The sequence below is a fragment of the Porphyrobacter sp. MBR-155 genome (genome assembly GCF_040547625.1).
GTDB lineage: Bacteria > Pseudomonadota > Alphaproteobacteria > Sphingomonadales > Sphingomonadaceae > Erythrobacter.
Map to the genome: position 1 here is coordinate 184,073 of NZ_JBEPQB010000007.1, position 18,608 is coordinate 202,680.

Annotated in this window: 21 protein-coding genes and 1 other RNA gene; 11 read left to right on the forward strand and 11 right to left on the reverse strand. The window is 63.0% G+C overall.

The genetic code is table 11. The features are described from left to right. Nucleotides 1–83: 83 nt before the first annotated feature. The 7 genes from ABIE62_RS09825 to ABIE62_RS09855 all read right to left on the reverse strand — a co-directional run bounded on the left by ABIE62_RS09825 (nt 84) and on the right by ABIE62_RS09855 (nt 5,575). On the reverse strand, nt 84–869 hold the full coding sequence (locus ABIE62_RS09825; protein WP_354325608.1) for an anti-sigma factor: 786 nt from the start codon (nt 867–869) through the stop codon (nt 84–86). Beyond that, entirely contained in the window at nt 866–1,453 is a 588-nt protein-coding gene (locus ABIE62_RS09830) for a sigma-70 family RNA polymerase sigma factor (protein ID WP_354325610.1), read from the reverse strand. The genes ABIE62_RS09825 and ABIE62_RS09830 overlap by 4 nt, the downstream gene beginning before the upstream one ends. Further along, nucleotides 1,453–2,412: a cation diffusion facilitator family transporter gene (locus tag ABIE62_RS09835; RefSeq protein ID WP_354325611.1), complete on the reverse strand. Its 960-nt coding sequence runs from the start codon at nt 2,410–2,412 to the stop codon at nt 1,453–1,455. The genes ABIE62_RS09830 and ABIE62_RS09835 overlap by 1 nt, the downstream gene beginning before the upstream one ends. Nucleotides 2,413–2,418: 6 nt before the next feature. Next, nucleotides 2,419–3,090 carry a monofunctional biosynthetic peptidoglycan transglycosylase gene (gene mtgA, locus ABIE62_RS09840; protein WP_354325613.1) on the reverse strand — a complete coding sequence of 224 codons (672 nt, stop codon included), beginning with the start codon at nt 3,088–3,090 and terminating at the stop codon, nt 2,419–2,421. A 177-nt stretch (nt 3,091–3,267) separates the two neighbouring features. Continuing rightward, nucleotides 3,268–4,188 carry an RNA polymerase sigma factor RpoH gene (rpoH, locus tag ABIE62_RS09845; RefSeq protein ID WP_354325615.1) on the reverse strand — a complete coding sequence of 307 codons (921 nt, stop codon included), beginning with the start codon at nt 4,186–4,188 and terminating at the stop codon, nt 3,268–3,270. Nucleotides 4,189–4,313: 125 nt separating this feature from the next. Further along, nucleotides 4,314–5,255, reverse strand: coding sequence for an RluA family pseudouridine synthase (locus tag ABIE62_RS09850; RefSeq protein WP_354325617.1), 942 nt, complete (start codon nt 5,253–5,255; stop codon nt 4,314–4,316). After that, a complete protein-coding gene (locus ABIE62_RS09855) occupies nt 5,252–5,575 on the reverse strand; it encodes a GIY-YIG nuclease family protein (RefSeq protein WP_354325618.1) in 324 nt (107 codons plus the stop codon). The genes ABIE62_RS09850 and ABIE62_RS09855 overlap by 4 nt, the downstream gene beginning before the upstream one ends. Nucleotides 5,576–5,637: 62 nt before the next feature. Here ABIE62_RS09855 and ABIE62_RS09860 point away from each other — a divergent pair, with 62 nt between their 5' ends. The 5 genes from ABIE62_RS09860 (at nt 5,638) to rnpB (ending at nt 8,685) form a co-directional block, all read left to right on the forward strand. After that, nucleotides 5,638–6,054 (forward strand): M67 family metallopeptidase, encoded by a 417-nt coding sequence (locus ABIE62_RS09860; protein ID WP_354325620.1) that lies wholly within the window; start codon nt 5,638–5,640, stop codon nt 6,052–6,054. Nucleotides 6,055–6,063: 9 nt separating this feature from the next. Continuing rightward, on the forward strand, nt 6,064–6,717 hold the full coding sequence (locus ABIE62_RS09865) for a histidine phosphotransferase family protein (RefSeq protein WP_354325622.1): 654 nt from the start codon (nt 6,064–6,066) through the stop codon (nt 6,715–6,717). A 9-nt stretch (nt 6,718–6,726) separates the two neighbouring features. Continuing rightward, entirely contained in the window at nt 6,727–7,440 is a 714-nt protein-coding gene (locus ABIE62_RS09870) for an N-acetylmuramoyl-L-alanine amidase (protein ID WP_354325624.1), read from the forward strand. A gap of 68 nt (nt 7,441–7,508) precedes the next feature. After that, entirely contained in the window at nt 7,509–8,201 is a 693-nt protein-coding gene (gene aqpZ / locus ABIE62_RS09875; protein WP_354325625.1) for an aquaporin Z, read from the forward strand. A 50-nt stretch (nt 8,202–8,251) separates the two neighbouring features. Then, nucleotides 8,252–8,685, forward strand: an RNA gene (rnpB, locus tag ABIE62_RS09880) — RNase P RNA component class A. Nucleotides 8,686–8,722: 37 nt separating this feature from the next. Here rnpB and ABIE62_RS09885 read toward each other — a convergent pair. After that, nucleotides 8,723–10,222: an FMN-binding glutamate synthase family protein gene (locus ABIE62_RS09885; protein WP_354325626.1), complete on the reverse strand. Its 1,500-nt coding sequence runs from the start codon at nt 10,220–10,222 to the stop codon at nt 8,723–8,725. Between ABIE62_RS09885 and ABIE62_RS09890 the strand changes: the two genes are divergently transcribed. Continuing rightward, nucleotides 10,212–10,400, forward strand: coding sequence for a hypothetical protein (locus ABIE62_RS09890; protein WP_354325627.1), 189 nt, complete (start codon nt 10,212–10,214; stop codon nt 10,398–10,400). The two genes, ABIE62_RS09885 and ABIE62_RS09890, sit on opposite strands and share 11 nt — an antisense overlap. A 10-nt stretch (nt 10,401–10,410) precedes the next feature. On the opposite strand, the gene ABIE62_RS09895 is transcribed toward ABIE62_RS09890, so the two are convergent. From ABIE62_RS09895 to ABIE62_RS09905, 3 genes are all read right to left on the reverse strand, one after another. Beyond that, entirely contained in the window at nt 10,411–11,721 is a 1,311-nt protein-coding gene (locus ABIE62_RS09895; protein WP_354325628.1) for a UDP-glucose dehydrogenase family protein, read from the reverse strand. Between the two features lie 45 nt (nt 11,722–11,766). After that, nucleotides 11,767–12,609 (reverse strand): metallophosphoesterase family protein, encoded by an 843-nt coding sequence (locus tag ABIE62_RS09900; protein ID WP_354325630.1) that lies wholly within the window; start codon nt 12,607–12,609, stop codon nt 11,767–11,769. A gap of 143 nt (nt 12,610–12,752) precedes the next feature. Next, complete coding sequence (locus ABIE62_RS09905; RefSeq protein WP_354325631.1) at nt 12,753–13,505, reverse strand: SIMPL domain-containing protein; 753 nt, start codon at nt 13,503–13,505, stop codon at nt 12,753–12,755. A gap of 87 nt (nt 13,506–13,592) precedes the next feature. On the opposite strand from ABIE62_RS09905, the gene ABIE62_RS09910 reads away from it, so the two are divergent. The 5 genes from ABIE62_RS09910 (at nt 13,593) to ABIE62_RS09930 (ending at nt 18,512) form a co-directional block, all read left to right on the forward strand. Further along, nucleotides 13,593–14,030, forward strand: coding sequence for a VOC family protein (locus ABIE62_RS09910; protein ID WP_354325633.1), 438 nt, complete (start codon nt 13,593–13,595; stop codon nt 14,028–14,030). Nucleotides 14,031–14,151: 121 nt separating this feature from the next. Then, the gene (locus ABIE62_RS09915; RefSeq protein WP_354325634.1) at nt 14,152–15,582 is read left to right on the forward strand and encodes a glycosyl transferase family protein; all 1,431 of its coding nucleotides are present in this window, start codon (nt 14,152–14,154) and stop codon (nt 15,580–15,582) included. Then, nucleotides 15,579–16,709, forward strand: coding sequence for a hypothetical protein (locus tag ABIE62_RS09920; RefSeq protein WP_354325636.1), 1,131 nt, complete (start codon nt 15,579–15,581; stop codon nt 16,707–16,709). Before ABIE62_RS09915 ends, ABIE62_RS09920 begins: the two co-directional genes overlap by 4 nt. Nucleotides 16,710–16,803: 94 nt before the next feature. Next, nucleotides 16,804–17,724, forward strand: coding sequence for a sulfite exporter TauE/SafE family protein (locus ABIE62_RS09925; protein ID WP_354325638.1), 921 nt, complete (start codon nt 16,804–16,806; stop codon nt 17,722–17,724). Then, complete coding sequence (locus ABIE62_RS09930; protein WP_354325639.1) at nt 17,721–18,512, forward strand: TIGR02186 family protein; 792 nt, start codon at nt 17,721–17,723, stop codon at nt 18,510–18,512. The genes ABIE62_RS09925 and ABIE62_RS09930 overlap by 4 nt, the downstream gene beginning before the upstream one ends. The last annotated feature ends 96 nt before the right edge of the window (nt 18,513–18,608 follow it).

Below are 18,608 nucleotides of genomic sequence, written 5' to 3' on the forward strand. Positions count from 1 at the left end.
CTACGCAGGTCAGCGGCGCGCAGATGCGCATAAATTGCAAATGGAGATGAATTGCCGCCTGCCAGCGACGAAACGAAACGGCGTCAGACGCGGGTGAAATCGCCCTCTGCGACCACCGGGCCTGCGTCCACTCCGGCAGGCTTTCCGCCCAGCGGCTCACGCGTCAGCAGCAGGCGCGCGCCATCGTTCAGGCCCGACGCAATATCAGCCGGAAGGGTCATGCTGCGCACTTGCCCCGGCGCCACCACACCGAGCGATTTGAGATCGCCGCCGCCCGCAGGCACCAGCCACAATTCGTGATCATGCACGCCGTCAGCAGTAAGCCCGATGGCCGCAACCAGCATCCGCTCGCTTTCGGGGATGTAAGTGACATCGAGCCGCAACCCGGTATCGCCAATCGGCACGGTGGCCACCATTGGCGCAGCCGCAGCGATCTGCGCGGGCGTATCACCGGGAACCTGCACCGGGGCATTACCGGGCGCGAAAACAAGCAGCGTCAGCGCAATCGCCGCAGCGGCGGAGGTCAAACCCGCCACCCATTGCCAGCGCCGCACGCGGGCTTCGAGTGTGATGACATTGCTCTGCGCAGGTGCCTGCTGCGACGAGAGCGCAGCCATCCGCGCGGCGATACCCTCCCACACATGCGCGCCGGGTTCTGCCCCGGGGATCGCATCGGTCAACGGCGCGAACCAATCGTCCCACCACTCCTTTCGCCACGCAAAGTCGGGATCGGTTGCATATTTCCCACGCGCGGCAAGCAGCTCCTCGCCTTCAAGCAGGCCCAGTGCCCACTCGGCAGCGATCATCGGATCGTCGCGCAAAGGCTGGTGGGGCACGCCGCTGTCTGGAGTGTTGTCAGAGCCGCTCATGCCGCCTCACTCGCTTCGAGACAGGCGCGCAGGCGTTGCAGCCCGCGCCGGATCCAGCTTTTCATCGTGCCCAATGGCACATCGGCGGCTTCGGCCAATTGCGCATAGGTGTGGCCTTCAAAAAACGCCGCGCGGATGTGGCCCTGCGTGCGGTCATCCAGCGCGCCAAGGCACTTGTGGATCTGCGCCGCCTGTTCGGCATCCACCAGCAGCATATCGGCTAGCGGAGCCTCATCGGGCAACGGTGCGGCCTCTTCCACCGGCACCGCCCCGCCGCGCACCTTGCCAGTGCGCAGCCGGTCAATCGCCCGATTGCGGGCAAACGCCGCCAGCCACGCAATCGGGCTGGCGCGTTCGGGGTCATAGCGGTCAGCCCGCTGCCACAGATTGATATAGACGTCCTGCAAGGCGTCCTCGGCCTCCTTCTGGTCGCCCAAGATACGCAAGGTTATGCCGAACAGCTTCACCCGCGTGGCGCGGTAGATTTCCTCCAGCGCGGCCTGATCGCCGTTGGCAAGCCGCGCCATGGCGTCGCGCAGTGCCTGGCGCGCTTCGGCGCTGGCGGGGCGGGGATGTGCGGCCATCAGCACCCCTGCCCGCATGGATTTTCGCCGCTTTCGACCTGCAAGGTGGAATGACCGACCCCGAACCGCGTTTCAAGCGAGGCAGCGATATCGTGCAGGAAACTGTCCGATGCAGGCTTGCCCGGCATCACCAGATGCGCGGTCAGTGCGGTTTCGGTGGTCGACATCGGCCAGACGTGCAGATCATGCACCGCCGTCACCCCGTCAAAGCTGGCAAGGTGCTGCTTCACCTCGGCCAGATCGATCCGCGCAGGTGCGGCGAGCAGCCCCATCGTCAGGCTGTCACGCGCCAGCCCCCAGGTGCCCCACGCGATCACCGCAACGATGACGATACTGACCAGCGGATCGATCCACCACAGGCCGGTAAAGATGATGGCAAGCCCCGCCGCCACCACGCCCAGCGACACCAACGCATCGGCGGCCATGTGGAGATAGGCGCCCTTGATGTTGAGATCGTCCTGACCGCGCAGAAACAGCATGGCGGTAAACGTGTTGATGGCAACTCCGATCCCGGCGATGATCACCATCACCATGCCGTCGGGCTGCTGCGGGGTCATTAAGCGGTGGAACGTCTCGAACAGGATCGCCCCGATCGCAACCGCCAGCAGCAGCGCATTGGCAAGCGCGGCGAGGATGGTGGAGCTTTTGTAGCCATAGGTGAACCGGCCCGAAGGCGGCTGGCGCGCAGCGATGCTGGCAACCCATGCGAGTGCCAATGCCAGCACGTCCGACAGGTTGTGGCCGGCATCGGCCACCAGCGCCATTGAGCCATAGAGGAACCCCGCCGCCGCCTCGATCACCACAAAAGCGAGGTTCAGCGTGATCCCGATCGCAAAAGCGCGGCCAAAACTGGCCGGGCCATGGTGGTGCCCATGCGCGTCGTGCAGCCCGTGACAATCGGACGCCCCCTCGGACGCTGCGCCGTCGTGGGCATGGCTGTGATGGGGATGAGCGTGCATTGGCGGTCAGTTATAGACGCAAGCATCAAGCCCGTCACGCCTGACGATGCCGATCCGGCGTTCAATATTGTTACCGTGGCGCGCGAGCCATCCGCCGGGGTTCTTGACGCTGCGTTTCTTGGGGCTGGGCAGGGCGGCAGCCATGCGGCTGGCCTCGTCGGTGGAAAGCCGCGCGGCGGAATGACCGAAGTAACGCTGCGCCCCGGCCTCTGCGCCATAGGTGCCGATCCCGGTTTCCGCGACGTTGAGATAGACCTCCATGATCCGCCGCTTGCCCCACACCGCTTCGATCCAGAAGGTGAACCACGCCTCCAGCCCCTTGCGGAAGAACCCGCCGCCTTGCCACAGGAACACGTTTTTCGCGGTCTGCTGGCTGATGGTCGATCCGCCGCGCTGGCGTTCCCCCGCCAGACGTTCCTCGATCGCCTGTTCGATCGCTTCGGCGTCAAAGCCGAAATGTTCGCAGAACCGCGAATCCTCCGCCGCGATCACGGCTGACACCAGATTGCGATCAATATTGTCGAGGCTTTCCCAATCCTTGGTGATGCCGTTTCCGTCCATCACCATGGTCGCGGTGACGGGGACGGGCAGCCATTTGAACGCCACCACCAGCAACAAGGTGACGCCAACGAACCACAAAATGGCTTTGGCAAAAATACGCGCGAGGGTGAGGGCCATGCGATCCGCCTTAGCGAAGACAATCGCGGCGGGGAAGCATCGCTGCTTGCAGGCCGCACGATGTTCCGCAAATGTTTCACGTGAAACATTCCCGCATCATACGAAAAGGGCGCCGCGATCACTCGCAGCGCCCTTTCTATTGCACTCTAAGCGGGGTCTAGGCGAACCTAAGGTGGGTCAAGCAACCCCCGGCATCAGCCGTTCACCCGCGATCCGCTGCATTGCCTTTTGCAGTTTTTCAAACGCGCGTACTTCGATCTGGCGGATGCGTTCGCGGCTGACGTCGTAGGCCTGGCTCAATTCTTCGAGCGTCTGCGGCTTGTCAGTCAACCGCCGTTCGGTGAGGATGTGGCGTTCGCGATCATTCAGGCTGTCCATCGCTTCGGCCAGCATCGCGGTGCGCATTTGCGATTCCTCAGCCTCGGCCACGGTTTCGTCCTGCAGGGGGCGATCATCGGTCAGCCAGTCCTGCCATTCGCCTGCGCCTTCTTCGTCCCCGCGCAAGCTGACGTTGAGCGAGGCATCGCCGCCCATCATCATCCGGCGGTTCATGTTGACGACTTCCTGTTCGGGCACGCCCAGATCGGTGGCGATCTTGGTCACGTCGGCAGGCGAAAGGTCGCTGTCTTCGTAGGCTTCGAGCTGCTTTTTCATGCGGCGCAGGTTGAAAAACAGCTTCTTCTGCGCTGCAGTGGTGCCCATTTTGACAAGGCTCCACGACCGCAGGATAAATTCCTGCATCGAGGCTTTGATCCACCACATCGCGTAGGTCGCGAGGCGGAAGCCGCGATCGGGTTCAAATTTCTTGACGCCCTGCATCAACCCGACATTGCCTTCGGAAATAAGGTCAGCGACGGGCAGGCCATAGCCGCGGTATCCCATCGCGATCTTCGCGACGAGCCGCAGGTGGCTGGAAACAAGCTGGGCCGCCGCCTCGGGATCTTCGTGTTCCTGATACCGCTTGGCGAGCATATATTCCTGCTCGGCGGTCAAGACCGGGAACTTGCGGATTTCCGACAGATAACGATTGAGGCTCTGCTCACCGTTAAGCGCCGGGAGCGGAGTGGGCTTCTTTCGGGCACTTTGGGACTTGGTCACTATTGGCCTAACCTTTCTTGTGTCGACCGCTTGCGCCGAACCCCTGATGGGCATCCGGCGAACTGGGCCACGGGGTTACATATAGACTGATTCTTTGCAGTTGTGTGCAACTTTCATCGATCAGATTATCGCAGTTGGTCGATCAGTTCCTGCATATCAGCGGGCAGATCACTGCGGAAATGGAGCATTTCACCGTTCACTGGATGGACAAACCCCAGCTCGGCTGCGTGCAGCGCCTGCCGGGTGAACCCCAGTTCTTCAAATACGGGACGCAGCGGCTTTGGGATGCGGGCATAAGCAGGATCTCCCAATAGGGCATGACCGATTGATGCAAAGTGAACGCGCACCTGGTGGGTCCTGCCGGTTTCAAGACGGCATTCGATCAAGGCGGCGTGATCGAACCGTTCAATCAGCTTGTAATGCGTAACCGCCGTTTTCCCGCGTGAGGAATTGTTGGGCAGCACCGTCATTTTCTTTCGGTCAGCGTCCGACCGTCCAACCCGCGCGTCGATCGTGCCTTCGGCGGGCGAGGGGTGCCCGGCGCACACCGCGAGATAGCGGCGGTGGACGGTATGCGCGGCAAATTGCGCGGCAAGCCCTTCGTGCGCGGCGTCGCTTTTGGCGACCACCAGCAGGCCGGACGTGTCCTTGTCGATCCGGTGGACGATACCAGGCCGCGCGACCCCGCCGATGCCGGAGAGTTCCCCCCGACAATGGTGCAGCAGCGCATTGACCAGCGTGCCAGTGTAATTCCCCGCCGCCGGGTGGACGACCATGCCCGCTGGCTTGTCGATCACGATCAGGTGTTCGTCTTCGTAAACGACCGTCAGCGCGATGTCTTCGGGCGCGGCTTCGGCGGCAATGGCGGGCGGGATTTCGATGCGGAACGGCGTATCGGCGGCGACTTTGGCCGAGGCCGAGGCGGCCAGCTTGCCCGCAACCTCCACCCGGCCATCGTCAATCAAGCCCTGCACCCGCGCACGGCTCAGCCCGGTGGCGTCGGCCAAGGCCTTGTCGAGCCGGGCGGGGGAAAGGATGGTGCCGGTGATGATCTGAGGTTCGCTCACCCCACGCCCTTAACCGTTCGCCCTGAGCTTGTCGAAGGGCCGTTCTTGCCTTTTGCCAAGGTCGAAATCCGCTCCCAATCTCCACGAACCAGCGCCAGTTTTTTCGCGCGTGACCAGCCTTTGATCTGCAATTCGAAGGCGAGCGCCTCGTGGCGTGTCGGGAACTCGCCTGCCCACACCAGTTCGACAGGCAGTCTATCTGCGGTAAACCCCGGATAGACACCCGATTGATGTTGACCAAGCCGACGTTCAAGATCGTCAGTGTGACCCACGTAAAACTTGCCGCCCCGGCAATGTAACATATAGGTCCAGAATGGCATCAGACGGGGCTAAGGGAAGGGCGGCCCTTCGACAAGCTCAGGGCGAACGGATTTTGGGCTTCATGAACACAAGCTCAGGGCGAACGGATTTAGAGGTTGTTGATGAGGCTCTGGCTGCAATGCGCGCCGCCGCTGCCGCTGCCCATCCGCAGGAGGCGTGCGGGTTGTTGCTGGGGGAGGGCGCGCGGATCACCGCAGCGCGCGAAACCGCCAACGTCCACCCTGCACCCGCCACCCATTTCGACATCGACCCGCAGGCGCTGATCGACGCGCATCGGGCCGCGCGGGCGGGTGGGACGCAGGTGCTCGGCTATTTCCATTCGCATCCTGTCGGCGCGCCCGAACCTTCTGCCACCGACCGCGCGATGGCCGCGCATGATGGCCGCATCTGGGCGATCATCGCGGGCGACGAGGTGCGGTTGTGGCGCGATGGGGATGGGGGTTTTGTCGCTCTTTCCTTTACCATAATCGAAAGCTAGAACCGCGCGATGATTTCCCAGACCGATCTTGCCGCGATGCTGTGTTCGCGCCTGTGCCACGATATGCTGTCCCCCGTCGGCGCGCTTGCCAACGGGCTGGAACTGCTCGCCGATGAACAAGACCCGGAAATGCGCGGGCGCTGCATGGAACTGCTCGAACAATCGGCGCGGATCAGCACCGACAAGCTCAAGTTCTTCCGCCTCGCATTCGGCGCGGCGGGCGGATTTGGCGAAGCGATCCCGATTGACGAGGCCAAAAGCGTGATCGACGCGCTCGCTTCGGATGCCAAGCGGGTGGAGATCCACTGGGCGATTGCCGAACCGAGCCTGCCCAAACCGGCGGTCAAGGTGCTGCTCAACTTGGCGCAGATTGCGCTGGATGCGCTGGTGCGCGGCGGCACGCTCGATATCGGGGCGGAACGGCGCGATGGCGCGGTGGAAATCGTGGCGCGCGCGCGCGGCGACCGGATCGCGTTTGATGAAACCATCGGGCGCGCGTTGCAGGGCGACCTTGCGCCTGCCGAAATCACCAGCCGCACCGCCGCCGCCCACATGATCGCGGTGCTGGCCGAGGAGATGGACGGCGGGTTGCAATACAAGCTGGGCGATGGCGCGCTGGTGCTGGGCGCGGTGCTGCCTGAGCCTGACGGCATGATCGGATAAGGAACGCAGATGGCGGGCGAGGACGAACTGGTTCACGAAGAACGCCTCTCACCCAACCATGATGAGCGCGCCTTGCCGATTTCGATGGTGGTGCTGCATTATACCGAGATGAAGCCAGCGGGCGCGGCGATCGAGCGGCTAACCGACCCCGAGGCCAAAGTCAGCGCGCATTATCTGATCACCGAAGAAGGCGGCGTTGTGCGGATGGTGCCGGAAGAGCGCCGTGCATGGCACGCGGGCGCATCGTTCTGGCGGGGCATTCCCGATGTCAATTCGGCCAGCATCGGGATCGAGCTGGATCATCCCGGCCACGGCCTTGGCTATCGCGGATTTGCCGATGCGCAGATCGATGCGCTGTTGCCGCTGCTGGCGCGGATCGTGAAGCAGTATGACATTCCGCGCGCCAATGTGGTTGGCCATTCCTGCGTTGCGCCGATGCGAAAACTCGATCCGGGTGAGATGTTCCCGTGGGATCGGCTGGCGCAATACAACCTGTGCCTGCCGCGCCCGACCAGCCTGATGGCGGGCGATCCGTTTCCCAATGATGGTGCATTCTACCTCGCGCTCGAACGGTTCGGTTATGACATTACCAATGGGCACAAGGCGGTTGAAGCGTTTGAACGGCGCTGGCGGCCCGAACACATCACCGGCGTGGTGGACGGCGAGCTGGCCGCAATCCTGTGGCAATTGCTGTTAGACCGCGATCAGGGGCGCACGCGATAAGGGCGGTAAGCGTATTCAACACGTTCAGCCGGGATTGGGATCCGGCAGGCGATGAGAGGGAGAGTGGGATGATCAGAAAATTGACGGCCGAGTTTGTTGGCACATTCTGGCTGGTGTTCGGGGGCTGCGGATCGGCGGTGCTGGCGGCAGGATTCCCTGAACTGGGGATCGGCTTTGCGGGCGTGGCTCTGGCGTTCGGGCTGACGGTGCTGACGATGGCCTATGCGGTCGGCGGCATTTCGGGCGGTCATTTCAACCCGGCGGTGTCGCTTGGCCTTGCGATTGGTGGGCGGTTTTCGTGGGGTGAACTGGCGCCTTACTGGGCGGCGCAGGTGCTGGGGTCGTTCACGGCCGCTGGCGTGTTGTTCGTGATCGCCAGCGGGATGCCGGGGTTTGAAGCCGGGGGCTTTGCCTCCAACGGTTATGGCGAGCTGTCGCCCGGCGGCTATTCGATGCAGTCGGCGCTGGTGATCGAAGTGGTGCTGACGGCGGGCTTCCTGATCGTGATCCTTGGCGCGACGTCGTCCAAGGTGCCTGCCGGTTTCGCCCCGATTGCGATTGGCCTTGCGCTTACACTGATCCACCTGATCTCGATCCCGGTGACCAACACCTCGGTCAATCCGGCGCGTTCGACCGGGGTGGCGTTCTATGCCGAGACGGCGGCGGTGGGGCAGTTGTGGTTGTTCTGGGTCGCACCACTGGCGGGCGCTGCCTTGGGCGCGTTGATCTGGAAGGTGTTGCTTGCAGGCGGCGAAGATTGATCGCGCGAACCTTTGCCAATTCCTGACGCTGCGCCTATATGCGCGGCGTCAGGGGGCCTGAGGCAGCCGCGTGTTCGCCCATGCAAATGAGCGGGCGCGAGGAAAGTCCGGGCTCCACGAAACAAGGGTGGCGGGTAACGCCCGCCGGCGCTCCTTCGGGGGCGCAAGGGAAAGTGCCACAGAGAGCAAACCGCCGATGGCTTCCCCGAAAGGGACGCACAGGCAAGGGTGAAAGGGTGCGGTAAGAGCGCACCGGGGCGCTGGCAACAGGGCTCGCATGGCAAACCCCACCCGGAGCAAGGCCGAATAGGGGCCGCGCGCCTGCCTTTCGGGGCAGGTAGGGGTGTTTCGCCCTGAGTGGCCCGGGTTGGCTGCTAGAGCACAGGAGCAATCCTGCGCCCAGATGAATGGCTGCTGCCCCGGAGCCGGTCCGCAAGGATACCGACCGGGGACACAGAACCCGGCTTATGATGGCCCCCTGACATGAATTGCGCGCGCCGGTTGGCAGGCTGAACCCGCGCTTATACCAGCGCAGGCTCATTCTGTCTGGGCATCATCGGCGGATAAAGCTCATTCAGCGGCCGTGAACGCCCATCCGCGCAGACCAGCCGCACGTGATAACGTCGCAAGTGGCGCGGTTCGGACACGCCGCAGCTATGCGCGATCATGCCGACTTCCTTGCGCATCTGCGTGACAAAGTTTGCCACCCGCACTGCCTTGTTGGCGGGATCAAGCCCGCGTTGCAGCGCCGGATTATGGGTTGTGATGCCGGTCGGGCAGGTGTTCTTGTCGCACTTCATCGCCTGAATGCAGCCCAGCGCGAACATGAATCCGCGCGCCGAAATCACGAAATCGGCCCCGGCGCAAATCGCCCAGGCGACGTCAGCCGGAGTTACCAGCTTGCCCGACGCAATGATGCGGATGCGGTCTTTCAGCCCGGCCGCATCGCGCAGGTCGACCAGCATCGGCAAGGCTTCGCGCAGCGCCAGCCCGACATTGTCGATCAGCGGCAAAGGCGCCGCGCCAGTGCCGCCATCGCCGCCATCGACGGTGATGAAATCAGGCGCACTGGCCGCGCCCCGGCGGTTGATTTCCGCGAACAGTTCCTCGATCCAGCCATAGGCCCCGATCACGGTCTTGAACCCGACCGGCTTGCCGGTAACTTCACGAATATGGGCAATTGTGTCGAGCAGTTCGTCAATATTGCCGATGTCGGTGTGGCGGTTTGGCGAGATCGAATCCTCGCCTTCGGGAATGCCGCGGATCGCGGCGATTTCGGCGTTGACCTTGGCCCCCGGCAGGATCCCGCCCTTGCCCGGCTTGGCCCCTTGCGCCAGTTTCAATTCGAACATCCGCACCTGTTCGTGCCCGGCAATTTCGCGCAGTTTACCATCCGACAGCTGGCCAGCCGCATCGCGCACACCATATTTGGCGGTGCCGATCTGGAACACGACATCGCATCCGCCTTCGAGATGATAGGGGGCAAGCCCGCCTTCGCCGGTGTTCATCCAGCAACCGGCCATCTTCGCACCATTGGACAGCGCACGCACCGCCGGGGTCGACAAGGCCCCATAGCTCATCCCTGAAATGTTGAACAATGAAGGCGCTTCGAACGGGATGCGCGCGGCCTCTGCTCCGATGATCATCGGCGCGGCCTCAACCGCGTCTTCGTCCAGCGTTGGCCAAGGGCAATTGATGAAAATCGGCGTGCCCACCGGTTCGAGATTGCGGGTCGAACCGAAGGCGACATTGGTCGATTCGTGCTGTGCCGCGCTATAGACCCATTCGCGCTGCGCCCGGTTGAATGGCATTTCTTCGCGGTCCATCGCAAAGAAATACTGGCGGAAGAATTCGCCAAGGTTGGAGAGTATCGGGCGCATCCGCCCGATGACCGGGTAGTTGCGGCGAATGGCGTCGGCGGTCTGGATCCGGTCGACGATGAAGATGATCACCAACCCAAGCGCGGCTAGGCCGACTACGAAGATGAAGGCTGTTGCCAGCCCATCGAAAATGGCGGTCATTTCTGGCGTTCTCCAATGTTTCTGCCTCAAACCAAAGTTCGGTGAGCGTGTCTCATCGGACTTTGGTTACGCCCGTGCGGCGCAGACGCATTTCCAGCGCGCGATGCGTCAGTATTTCGGCGCGCTGGTATTAGAGTTTACGCAGGGGGCAGGCGCGAGGTTACAGCGGGCGGCATAAGCCGCAGTGCTCAGGCCCGTCCCACACTCAGGTAAGTGAACCCGGCTGCGCGCATATCGTCGGGATTGTAGATGTTTCTGAGATCAACCAGCACCGGGGCGGCGGCGAGTTCTTTTACGCGCTTGAGATCAAGCGCGCGGAACGCGTCCCATTCGGTCACGATCACGATCACATCAGCGCCGTCGATCGCGGCGTAGGGATCGTCACACATCGTCACTTCGGGCAGCAGCGGGCGGGCCTGCTCCATGCCTTCGGGATCGTAGGCGGCCACCGCCACGCCCGCGTCCATCAATGTCTGCGCCACCGCAATCGCGGGTGAATCGCGCATATCATCGGTGTTCGGCTTGAACGTCAGGCCCAGCAGCGCCGCTTTCTTGCCGCGCGCATCATCGAACCCACCCAGCGCATCGACGACCTTGCGGCCCATCGCCCGTTTGCGGCTGTCATTGACCTTGACCACGGCTTCGACAATCCGGGTCGGACTGTCGTAGTCCTCCGCCGTCTTGAGCAGCGCGAGCGTATCCTTGGGAAAACACGATCCGCCGTAACCCGGCCCGGCGTGCAGGAACTTTGATCCGATGCGGTTGTCCATCCCGATCCCGCGCGAAACATCCTGCACATTCGCGCCGACCTTTTCGCACAGGTCGGCCATTTCGTTGATGAAGGTGATCTTGGTCGCAAGGAAGGCGTTGGCGGCGTATTTGATCAACTCGCTTGATCGGCGCGAGGTGAACAGGATCGGCGATTCATTGAGATAGAGCGGGCGATAGACTTCGCGCATGACCTCTCGCCCGAATTCGTCCTCGGCCCCGATCACGATCCGGTCGGGCCGTTTGAAATCGCCGATGGCCGCGCCTTCACGCAGGAATTCGGGGTTGGAGACAACCGAAATGCGGTGCCGGGTTCCGGTATCGCTGATGATCCGTTCGACCTCGTCACCGGTGCCCACCGGCACGGTCGACTTGGTAACAACCACCGCATCGCCCGCCAGATGCTCGCCGACTTCGCGCGCGACTTCGTAAACGAAGGTGAGGTCTGCATGGCCATCGCCGCGACGACTGGGGGTGCCCACTGCGATGAAGATGGCGCTGGCGCCCTTTATGCCTTCGGCAAGGCTGGTGGTGAAGGACAGGCGCCCCGCCTTCACATTGGTTTCGACCAGCGCTTCAAGGCCCGGTTCATAGATCGGCATGATCCCGGCGTGCAGCCGGTCAATCTTGCTTTGATCCTTGTCGATGCAGACCACGTCATGTCCGAAATCGGCAAAACACGCCCCCGATACGAGCCCGACATAGCCCGAACCCACCATCGCAATCTTCATGAATACCTGCCCTTACGCGAAATCCGAACCTGCCCCGCCCTACGGTCAACGCGACACGCTTGCCCGTTCGCCATGGAAAATGTCAACCGACCCCCCATTGCTGGCGCAGGCCTGCAACACCCGCCGTTGATCGCCCTCAAGCACCAGCGCTGTAAGCACACCGGAGCGGAAAGCGCCAGTATCAATGCCGATGCGATTGCCGCAATTCATCACCCGGTCAAAGATCGTGTGGCCATGCACAACGACTTTTTCCAGTGGGCTTTTGTGATTGAGAAAGCGATCACGGATCCACAGCAGATCGCTGCGCTTCTGGTCATCCAGCGGACGGGCCGGATCAATCCCGGCATGGACGAATACATAGTCGCCGGCGATGATCATCAGTTCGAAACGGGTAATGTAATCACGAACCTGCACCGGCACCAGCGCAGGCAGGCGTTCGAATAGCTGTTCTGTCGAAAGCGCGGCGTATTGCCGGTTCGACAGGCCGAAACTGAGGATGGTTTCGCGCCCGCCATGCTTCACGAAATGGCGCAGCGCTTCGGGCTTTTCGAAGGCGGCGAGGAACATTTCTTCGTGATTGCCCGCCAGCACCCGGACATTGCGCTGCTGCTGCCACATCAGCGTGCGCGCGATCACGCCTGCGCTATCCGGCCCGCGATCAATCAGATCGCCAAGCAACACGACACGGGTATCAGCCGCGCCCAAGCTTGCGTCATCTTCCTCGATTGCGGCGATCATGGCGTCGAACAGGTCAAGGCGGCCGTGGATGTCGCCGATGACATAATAGCGCGTGCCAGCGGGCACCGTAGGCAGTCGGTGCTTCACTTGAGGGCGGAAATAGTTGCGCAATCGCTGCAGCATCGAGGCAATGTTCCGGTTGGGCGGCATTGGCGAGCGGTGGTTGGCAGCCCGCCCCCGCACGCAGGCCACAAGGCCCATGCACTGCGCCGCGCATACCGATCACCACGGCAAACCGCAACCAGCCGTCTGACAGGCGCGGCCAGAAGTGCAAATTTACCGGTCGGAGGCAATCAATCGAGCGAAAAACTGACGGTCGTGACCACCCGCACTTTTTTGTACGGGCTGTCAGACATGCCCCAGCCGCCAGCCTCTCCGTCACGCGCTTCGATGGTGAAATAGCCTTGGGTCGCTTCGCTGATCTTGCCGACGCGGGAACCCGAATCCTCGGCGAATTGCTGGGCTGATGCGCGCGCGTCCCTGGTCGCTTCGGCCACCATTTCGGGTTTGATGCTGTTCAATTTGGTGAAGGTGTAGGACATGGCCGAACCTTCCTCCAGAAACACCCCGCGCCCGACCAGATCGAATTGGCGGGCGACGGCCTTTTGCGCGCGGTCAATGTCTTGTGTGCGCAAGGCGAGCCTTTGCCGCACGGTGTAGGTGGTGATGCCTTCGTTGGTATAGCTCGATACATTCGCGCCGGTCGGCTGGAGAACATCGGCGGGGAAACCCAGATCGTTGAAGAACGCCTCGATCGCCTGCGTATCGCGCCGCATTTTGGCCTGTGCTTCGGTCAGGTTGGTCGATGAGGCGGAATAGGAGATTGTCCAGGTCGCAAGATCGGCGGTGACATCGCGTTCAGCCAACCCGCGCACGGTGACGGCGCGTTCGGCATCCTTGGCGCGCAGCAAGCCATCGCCCAGCAGATAACCGCCCGCGATCATGCCGATCGCGGCGATCGCTGCGGTGCCGAACCAGCGCAAGGTCGCAGGTTCACGCAAAGCGCCGCCTGCCGTAATCGCCGGTTGCACATCTTCGCTGCTCATCGCATTGTCCCCCTCAAGAGTGTTGATGCGACGAGTTGTGCATATACGTCGATGAACCGAGTTTGAATAAGGGAAGGGAACTGTTCCGTGGTGAAATACCTTCACTCCATGATCCGCGTGACCGATCCGGTCGCGACGGTCGATTTCTTCAAGCTGATCGGGCTGGAAGAAGTGCGCCGGTTCGATGTCGAGGCGGGGCGGTTCACGCTGATCTTCCTTGCCGCGCCGGGGCAGGCAGGTGTCGCCGAGGTTGAACTGACCCACAATTGGCCGCCCGAAGATGGCAGCCCCGGCGAATCCTATGATGGCGGACGCAATTTCGGCCACCTCGCCTACCGGGTCGATAATATCTACGAGACCTGCGCGGCGCTGGCCGATGCCGGTCACATCATCCACCGCCCACCGCGCGATGGGCATATGGCCTTCGTCAAATCGCCCGACGGGATATCGGTCGAACTGTTGCAGGAAGGCCATCTGGAACCGGCCGAACCGTGGGTGAGCATGCCCAATGTCGGCAGCTGGTAAACCGGCGGAAGTTGACACGCGGCAGCAGGTAACCCGGTTTAAACCATTAAAATAATTAGACCTGTTGCATGGCGGGACAAGTCAAGATAGTCAGGTTACTTAATTGGATCAGGGGGTCGCCTTGTCCATCTTGGAACTTGATCTGTGGCAGTGGGCATCACTGCTGCAACACGAACTGCTGCTGTTCGCCGGGGTATTTTTCCTGATTGGCGCGCTTGATGATCTCGCGGTGGATGCCGTGTGGGTCTGGTTGAAGGCGTCCGGGCAGGCGGTGACCCAGCGCCGGTCGCGCCGGTCTCTGCAAAATCGCAGCCTGCATGGCCATGCGGCGGTATTGATCCCTGCCTGGCAGGAATCTGCGGTGATCGGGGCAACCATCCGCCATATGCTCGATAGCTGGCCGCAGCCGAACCTGCGCCTGTATGTGGGGTGTTATCGCAATGATCCGGCGACGCTGGCGGCTGCGACGGCGGCGGCGCGGGGCGATGTGCGCCTGCGGCTGGTGATCCACGATCGTGATGGCCCCAGCACCAAAGCTGATTGTCTCAACCGCCTCTATGCCGCCATGACCACCGACGAAGCCCGCGCCGGCCACCGCTTTGCCAGCGTGGTGTTCCATGATGCCGAGGACATGGTCGATGCAGCCGCGCTTGGCCTGCTCGATGAAACCATCGCGGACGGGGCCGATTTTGTGCAACTGCCGGTCGAACCGCTGGTGCAGCAGCGCGGCGGCTGGATCGCACGGCACATCGGCAGCCATTATTGTGAGGAATTCGCCGAAGCGCATGGCAAGGCGATGGTGGTGCGCGATGCGCTTTCCGCCAGCCTGCCGGGCGCAGGCGTGGGCTGCGCGGCATCGCGCGGGGCGCTTGATGAACTCGCCGAACGCCGCGCTGCCGATGGCTTTGGGGGAATGCCTTTCGCCAGCGATTCGCTGACCGAGGATTACGAACTTGGCCTTGCCATCGGCGCTGCGGGCGGGCGGTGCCGGTTCGTGCGGGTGCGCGGTGATGATGGCACGCTGGTCGCCACCCGCGCGTTTTTCCCCGACCGGTTTGAAAGCGTGGTGCGCCAGAAATGCCGCTGGGTGCTGGGCATTGCCTTGCAAGGCTGGGACCGGGTCGGATGGTCGGGCGGCATGATCGAACACTGGATGCGCGCGCGTGACCGGCGCGGGCCGCTCACCGCACTGGTGCTGCTGGCAGGCTATGCGCTGGTGGTGCTGACCGGGCTGATGGGGATAGCGATTGCCGCTGGACTGACCCGGCCGGTTCCGCTCACCCCGCTGCTCGAAGCACTGCTGATCGCCAACGTGGCGGCATTTGTGTGGCGCGTGGGTATGAGATTCGCCTTCACCGCGCGCGAATATGGGTGGCGTGAAGGGGTGCTGGCAATCCTGCGCCTGCCGCTCGCCAACGTGATCGCCATCATCGCCGGGCGGCGCGCGGTGTTAGCCTATGCCGCCACTCTGGGCGGGCGCGCGGCGGTGTGGGACAAGACCGAACACGAAGTGCACCCTGTGCAATTGGGCCTTGTTGGAAACGCGCGATGACGGCGGGGCTGCCGGCGAGCGGCAGGCCGCGTGGTGGGCCACTGTTGATGCTCGCGCTGATGCTTACCGCATGGACGGGTGCGCGGGCGTTGTGGTGGGAAAACCCGTTTGCCGCGATTGGCGATGCGCTCGTTTTGCCGGATGTGTTTGCGCCCCCTGCCGGGCCCATCTTTGCGCAGACGGCGGCGGCGCAGCCCGAGCCGTCCCCGTCTGCGCTGCCCGGAGACGCGTCAAGCAGGGACGGGGCAAGCTTTGCTGACGGCGCGTTGACCACACAGATCGATCCGCAGCTTGCCGCCGCGCACGCTTATTTGTGGCAAGCGGGCATGGGTGAGCCTGCTTCACAAGCTGCGAGCGGGTCTGGAGGCGGTGTCAGCAGCGGATTGGCGGCCGCGATGTCCTCTGCGTCCGATTATGCGCCCTTCCTCCCTGCGCCAGTTCCTCGGCCAGGCATCGCCGGACGCTGGTCTTTAGATGCATGGACGTTCTGGCGGCAAGGATCAGATGCCGCGCCGGTTTCGCAAGGGCGGGTGCCGATCTACGGCGCGAGCCAGGTGGGTGCGGTGCTGCAATACCGGCTGGCACCAAACGCGCGGCACGATCCCCGGATATATGCCCGCGCCTACCGTGCGATGGTGCGGCGCGGAGAAAACGAAGTGGCGCTGGGCGTGTCGGCACGTCCGCTTGCCCGGGTGCCGCTGCGGGTGGCGGGCGAAGTGCGCTATACCGACGCGGCCTTTACCGATGAACTGCGCCCATCCGCCTATGCGGTCACCGAGTTCGCGCCGATCACGCTGCCGTTTGGCACGCGGCTGGAAGCCTATGGGCAGGCAGGCTGGGTCGGCGGCGCGTCATCCACCGCCTTTGCCGATGGGCAGATGAACCTGTCGCGCGAAGTCCGCGCGGTTGCTGATGCCACGGATAATGGCGTGCGTCTCAGCGTGGGGGCTGGCGCATGGGGCGGGGCGCAAAGCGACGCGCAGCGGCTTGACGTCGGGCCGACGATGCGGATCGATCTGACCGTGGGCCAGGTGCCAGCGCGCCTGTCGATTGATTGGCGTGAACGGGTCGCCGGGCAAGCCAGCCCCGATTCCGGACTGGCCGCGACGCTGTCGACAAGCTTCTGATTTATGCGGTTCATGGTCGCAAACCAATGACCGCCCACAAATAACCCGCCCACCCCGGCTTTCATCGGCTGGCGTGCTGGTCTAATCGAAATCCATGGACGTCTACCTGCCCATCGCGAATCTGTCGGTCAACGGCCTGTTTATCGTGCTGCTTGGCGGGTTGACGGGTATCTTGTCGGGTCTGTTTGGCGTGGGCGGCGGGTTTTTGACGACGCCACTGCTGATTTTCTACGGGATACCGCCAACGGTCGCCGCTGCCTCGGCGGCTACGCAGGTAACGGGCGCAAGCGTTTCGGGCGTGCTCGCCCATTCGCGCCGCAAGGGCGTTGATTACCGCATGGGCGCGGTGATGGTCGGCGGCGGAATTGTCGGAGCGTTGATCGGGGCGGGTCTGTTCCGCGTGTTGCAAGCGTTCGGCCAGATCGATGTCGTCATCAACATTCTATATGTGCTGATGCTGGGATCCATCGGAACATTGATGCTGCGCGAAGGATTGGCAGCGTTGCGACCCGACGTTTTCGGCGGAGGGGTTAACCGACCCGTGCGCAAACGCCGCCATCACCCACTGGTGGCGAGCCTGCCCTATCGCTGGCGGTTCTATGCCTCGGGCCTGTATATCTCGCCCCTGGCGCCTGCGATATTGGGAATGCTGGTTGGTATCCTGACGATGCTGATGGGGGTTGGCGGCGGGTTTCTGCTAGTGCCCGCGATGCTGTATATTCTGGGGATGAGCGGGAATGTGGTGGTTGGCACGTCGCTGTTCCAGATCCTGTTCGTGACGATGGTGACCACCATGACCCACGCGCTGACCACCAAGGCGGTTGATCTGGTGCTGGCCGGGCTGCTGCTGCTGGGATCGGTGCTGGGCGCGCAATTCGGCACGCAGATTGCTTCAAAGGCGCGGCCTGAATATCTGCGGCTGGCGCTGGCCGCGCTGGTGATCGTTATCGCGCTGCGGATGCTCTACGGCCTTGGCGTGCAACCGGACGAAATTTACACCGTGGTGCCACTATGAGCATCGGCCTGTCGCTTGCCGGACGGCTGACGCTGGCCTTGGCCGCATGGCTCGCATTGTCACCCTCCCCGGCTTTTGCCCAGCGCGAACCGGTGCTGGTGCCCGAAGTCAGCCAGTCGCTGATCGAGGTGCGGCAGGGCTTCACCGGCGCGCGGCTGCTGCTTTATGGTGCGGTGATCGACCCCGCAGGGGCCGGGAGCGCCGGGGATTATGACATCGTGGTGGTGCTGAAAGGCCCGGCCGAACCGATCCGGCTGCGCGAAAAAGAACGCATCGCCGGGATCTGGATGAATGCCGGAGCCAGTGACTTCCGTTCCGCGCCTTCGTTCTTCGCGGTCGTCTCCTCGCGCCCGATCAGCGAAATTGTTGATGAACGCACAGCGGCGATTTTCGAACTGGGCACCGATTTCATCCAGCTTAGCCCATCGGGCCAGATCGAGCCTGAGGAACAGGCGCGTTTTTCCCGCGGCTTGGTGGAATTGCGCCGGCGGCAGGGGCTGTATCAGGAAAACCCCGGCGGCGTGCGCATCAGTGAAAAGGTGCTGTATCAGGCGCGCATCAACCTGCCGTCCAACGTCACCACCGGGCCTTACACTGCCGAAACCTTCGCGATCGCGCGCGGGCGGGTGCTGACCAGTGCGACGGCGCGGATCGAAGTGGTCAAGACCGGGCTTGAAGGACGGGTCGTCACTGCTGCGCAGCGGTGGTCGTTCCTCTATGGACTGGGGGCGATTGCCCTGTCGCTCGGCATGGGGTGGCTTGCCGGACGGATGTTTGCCAAGGGCTGATCTAGTGGATTGACCGGAACGAAAGAGTCCATTTAGGGATTCCCAGAGGCTTGCCGACGTGCGATTCAGGGAGGATGCGCGATGGTATCACTTTCT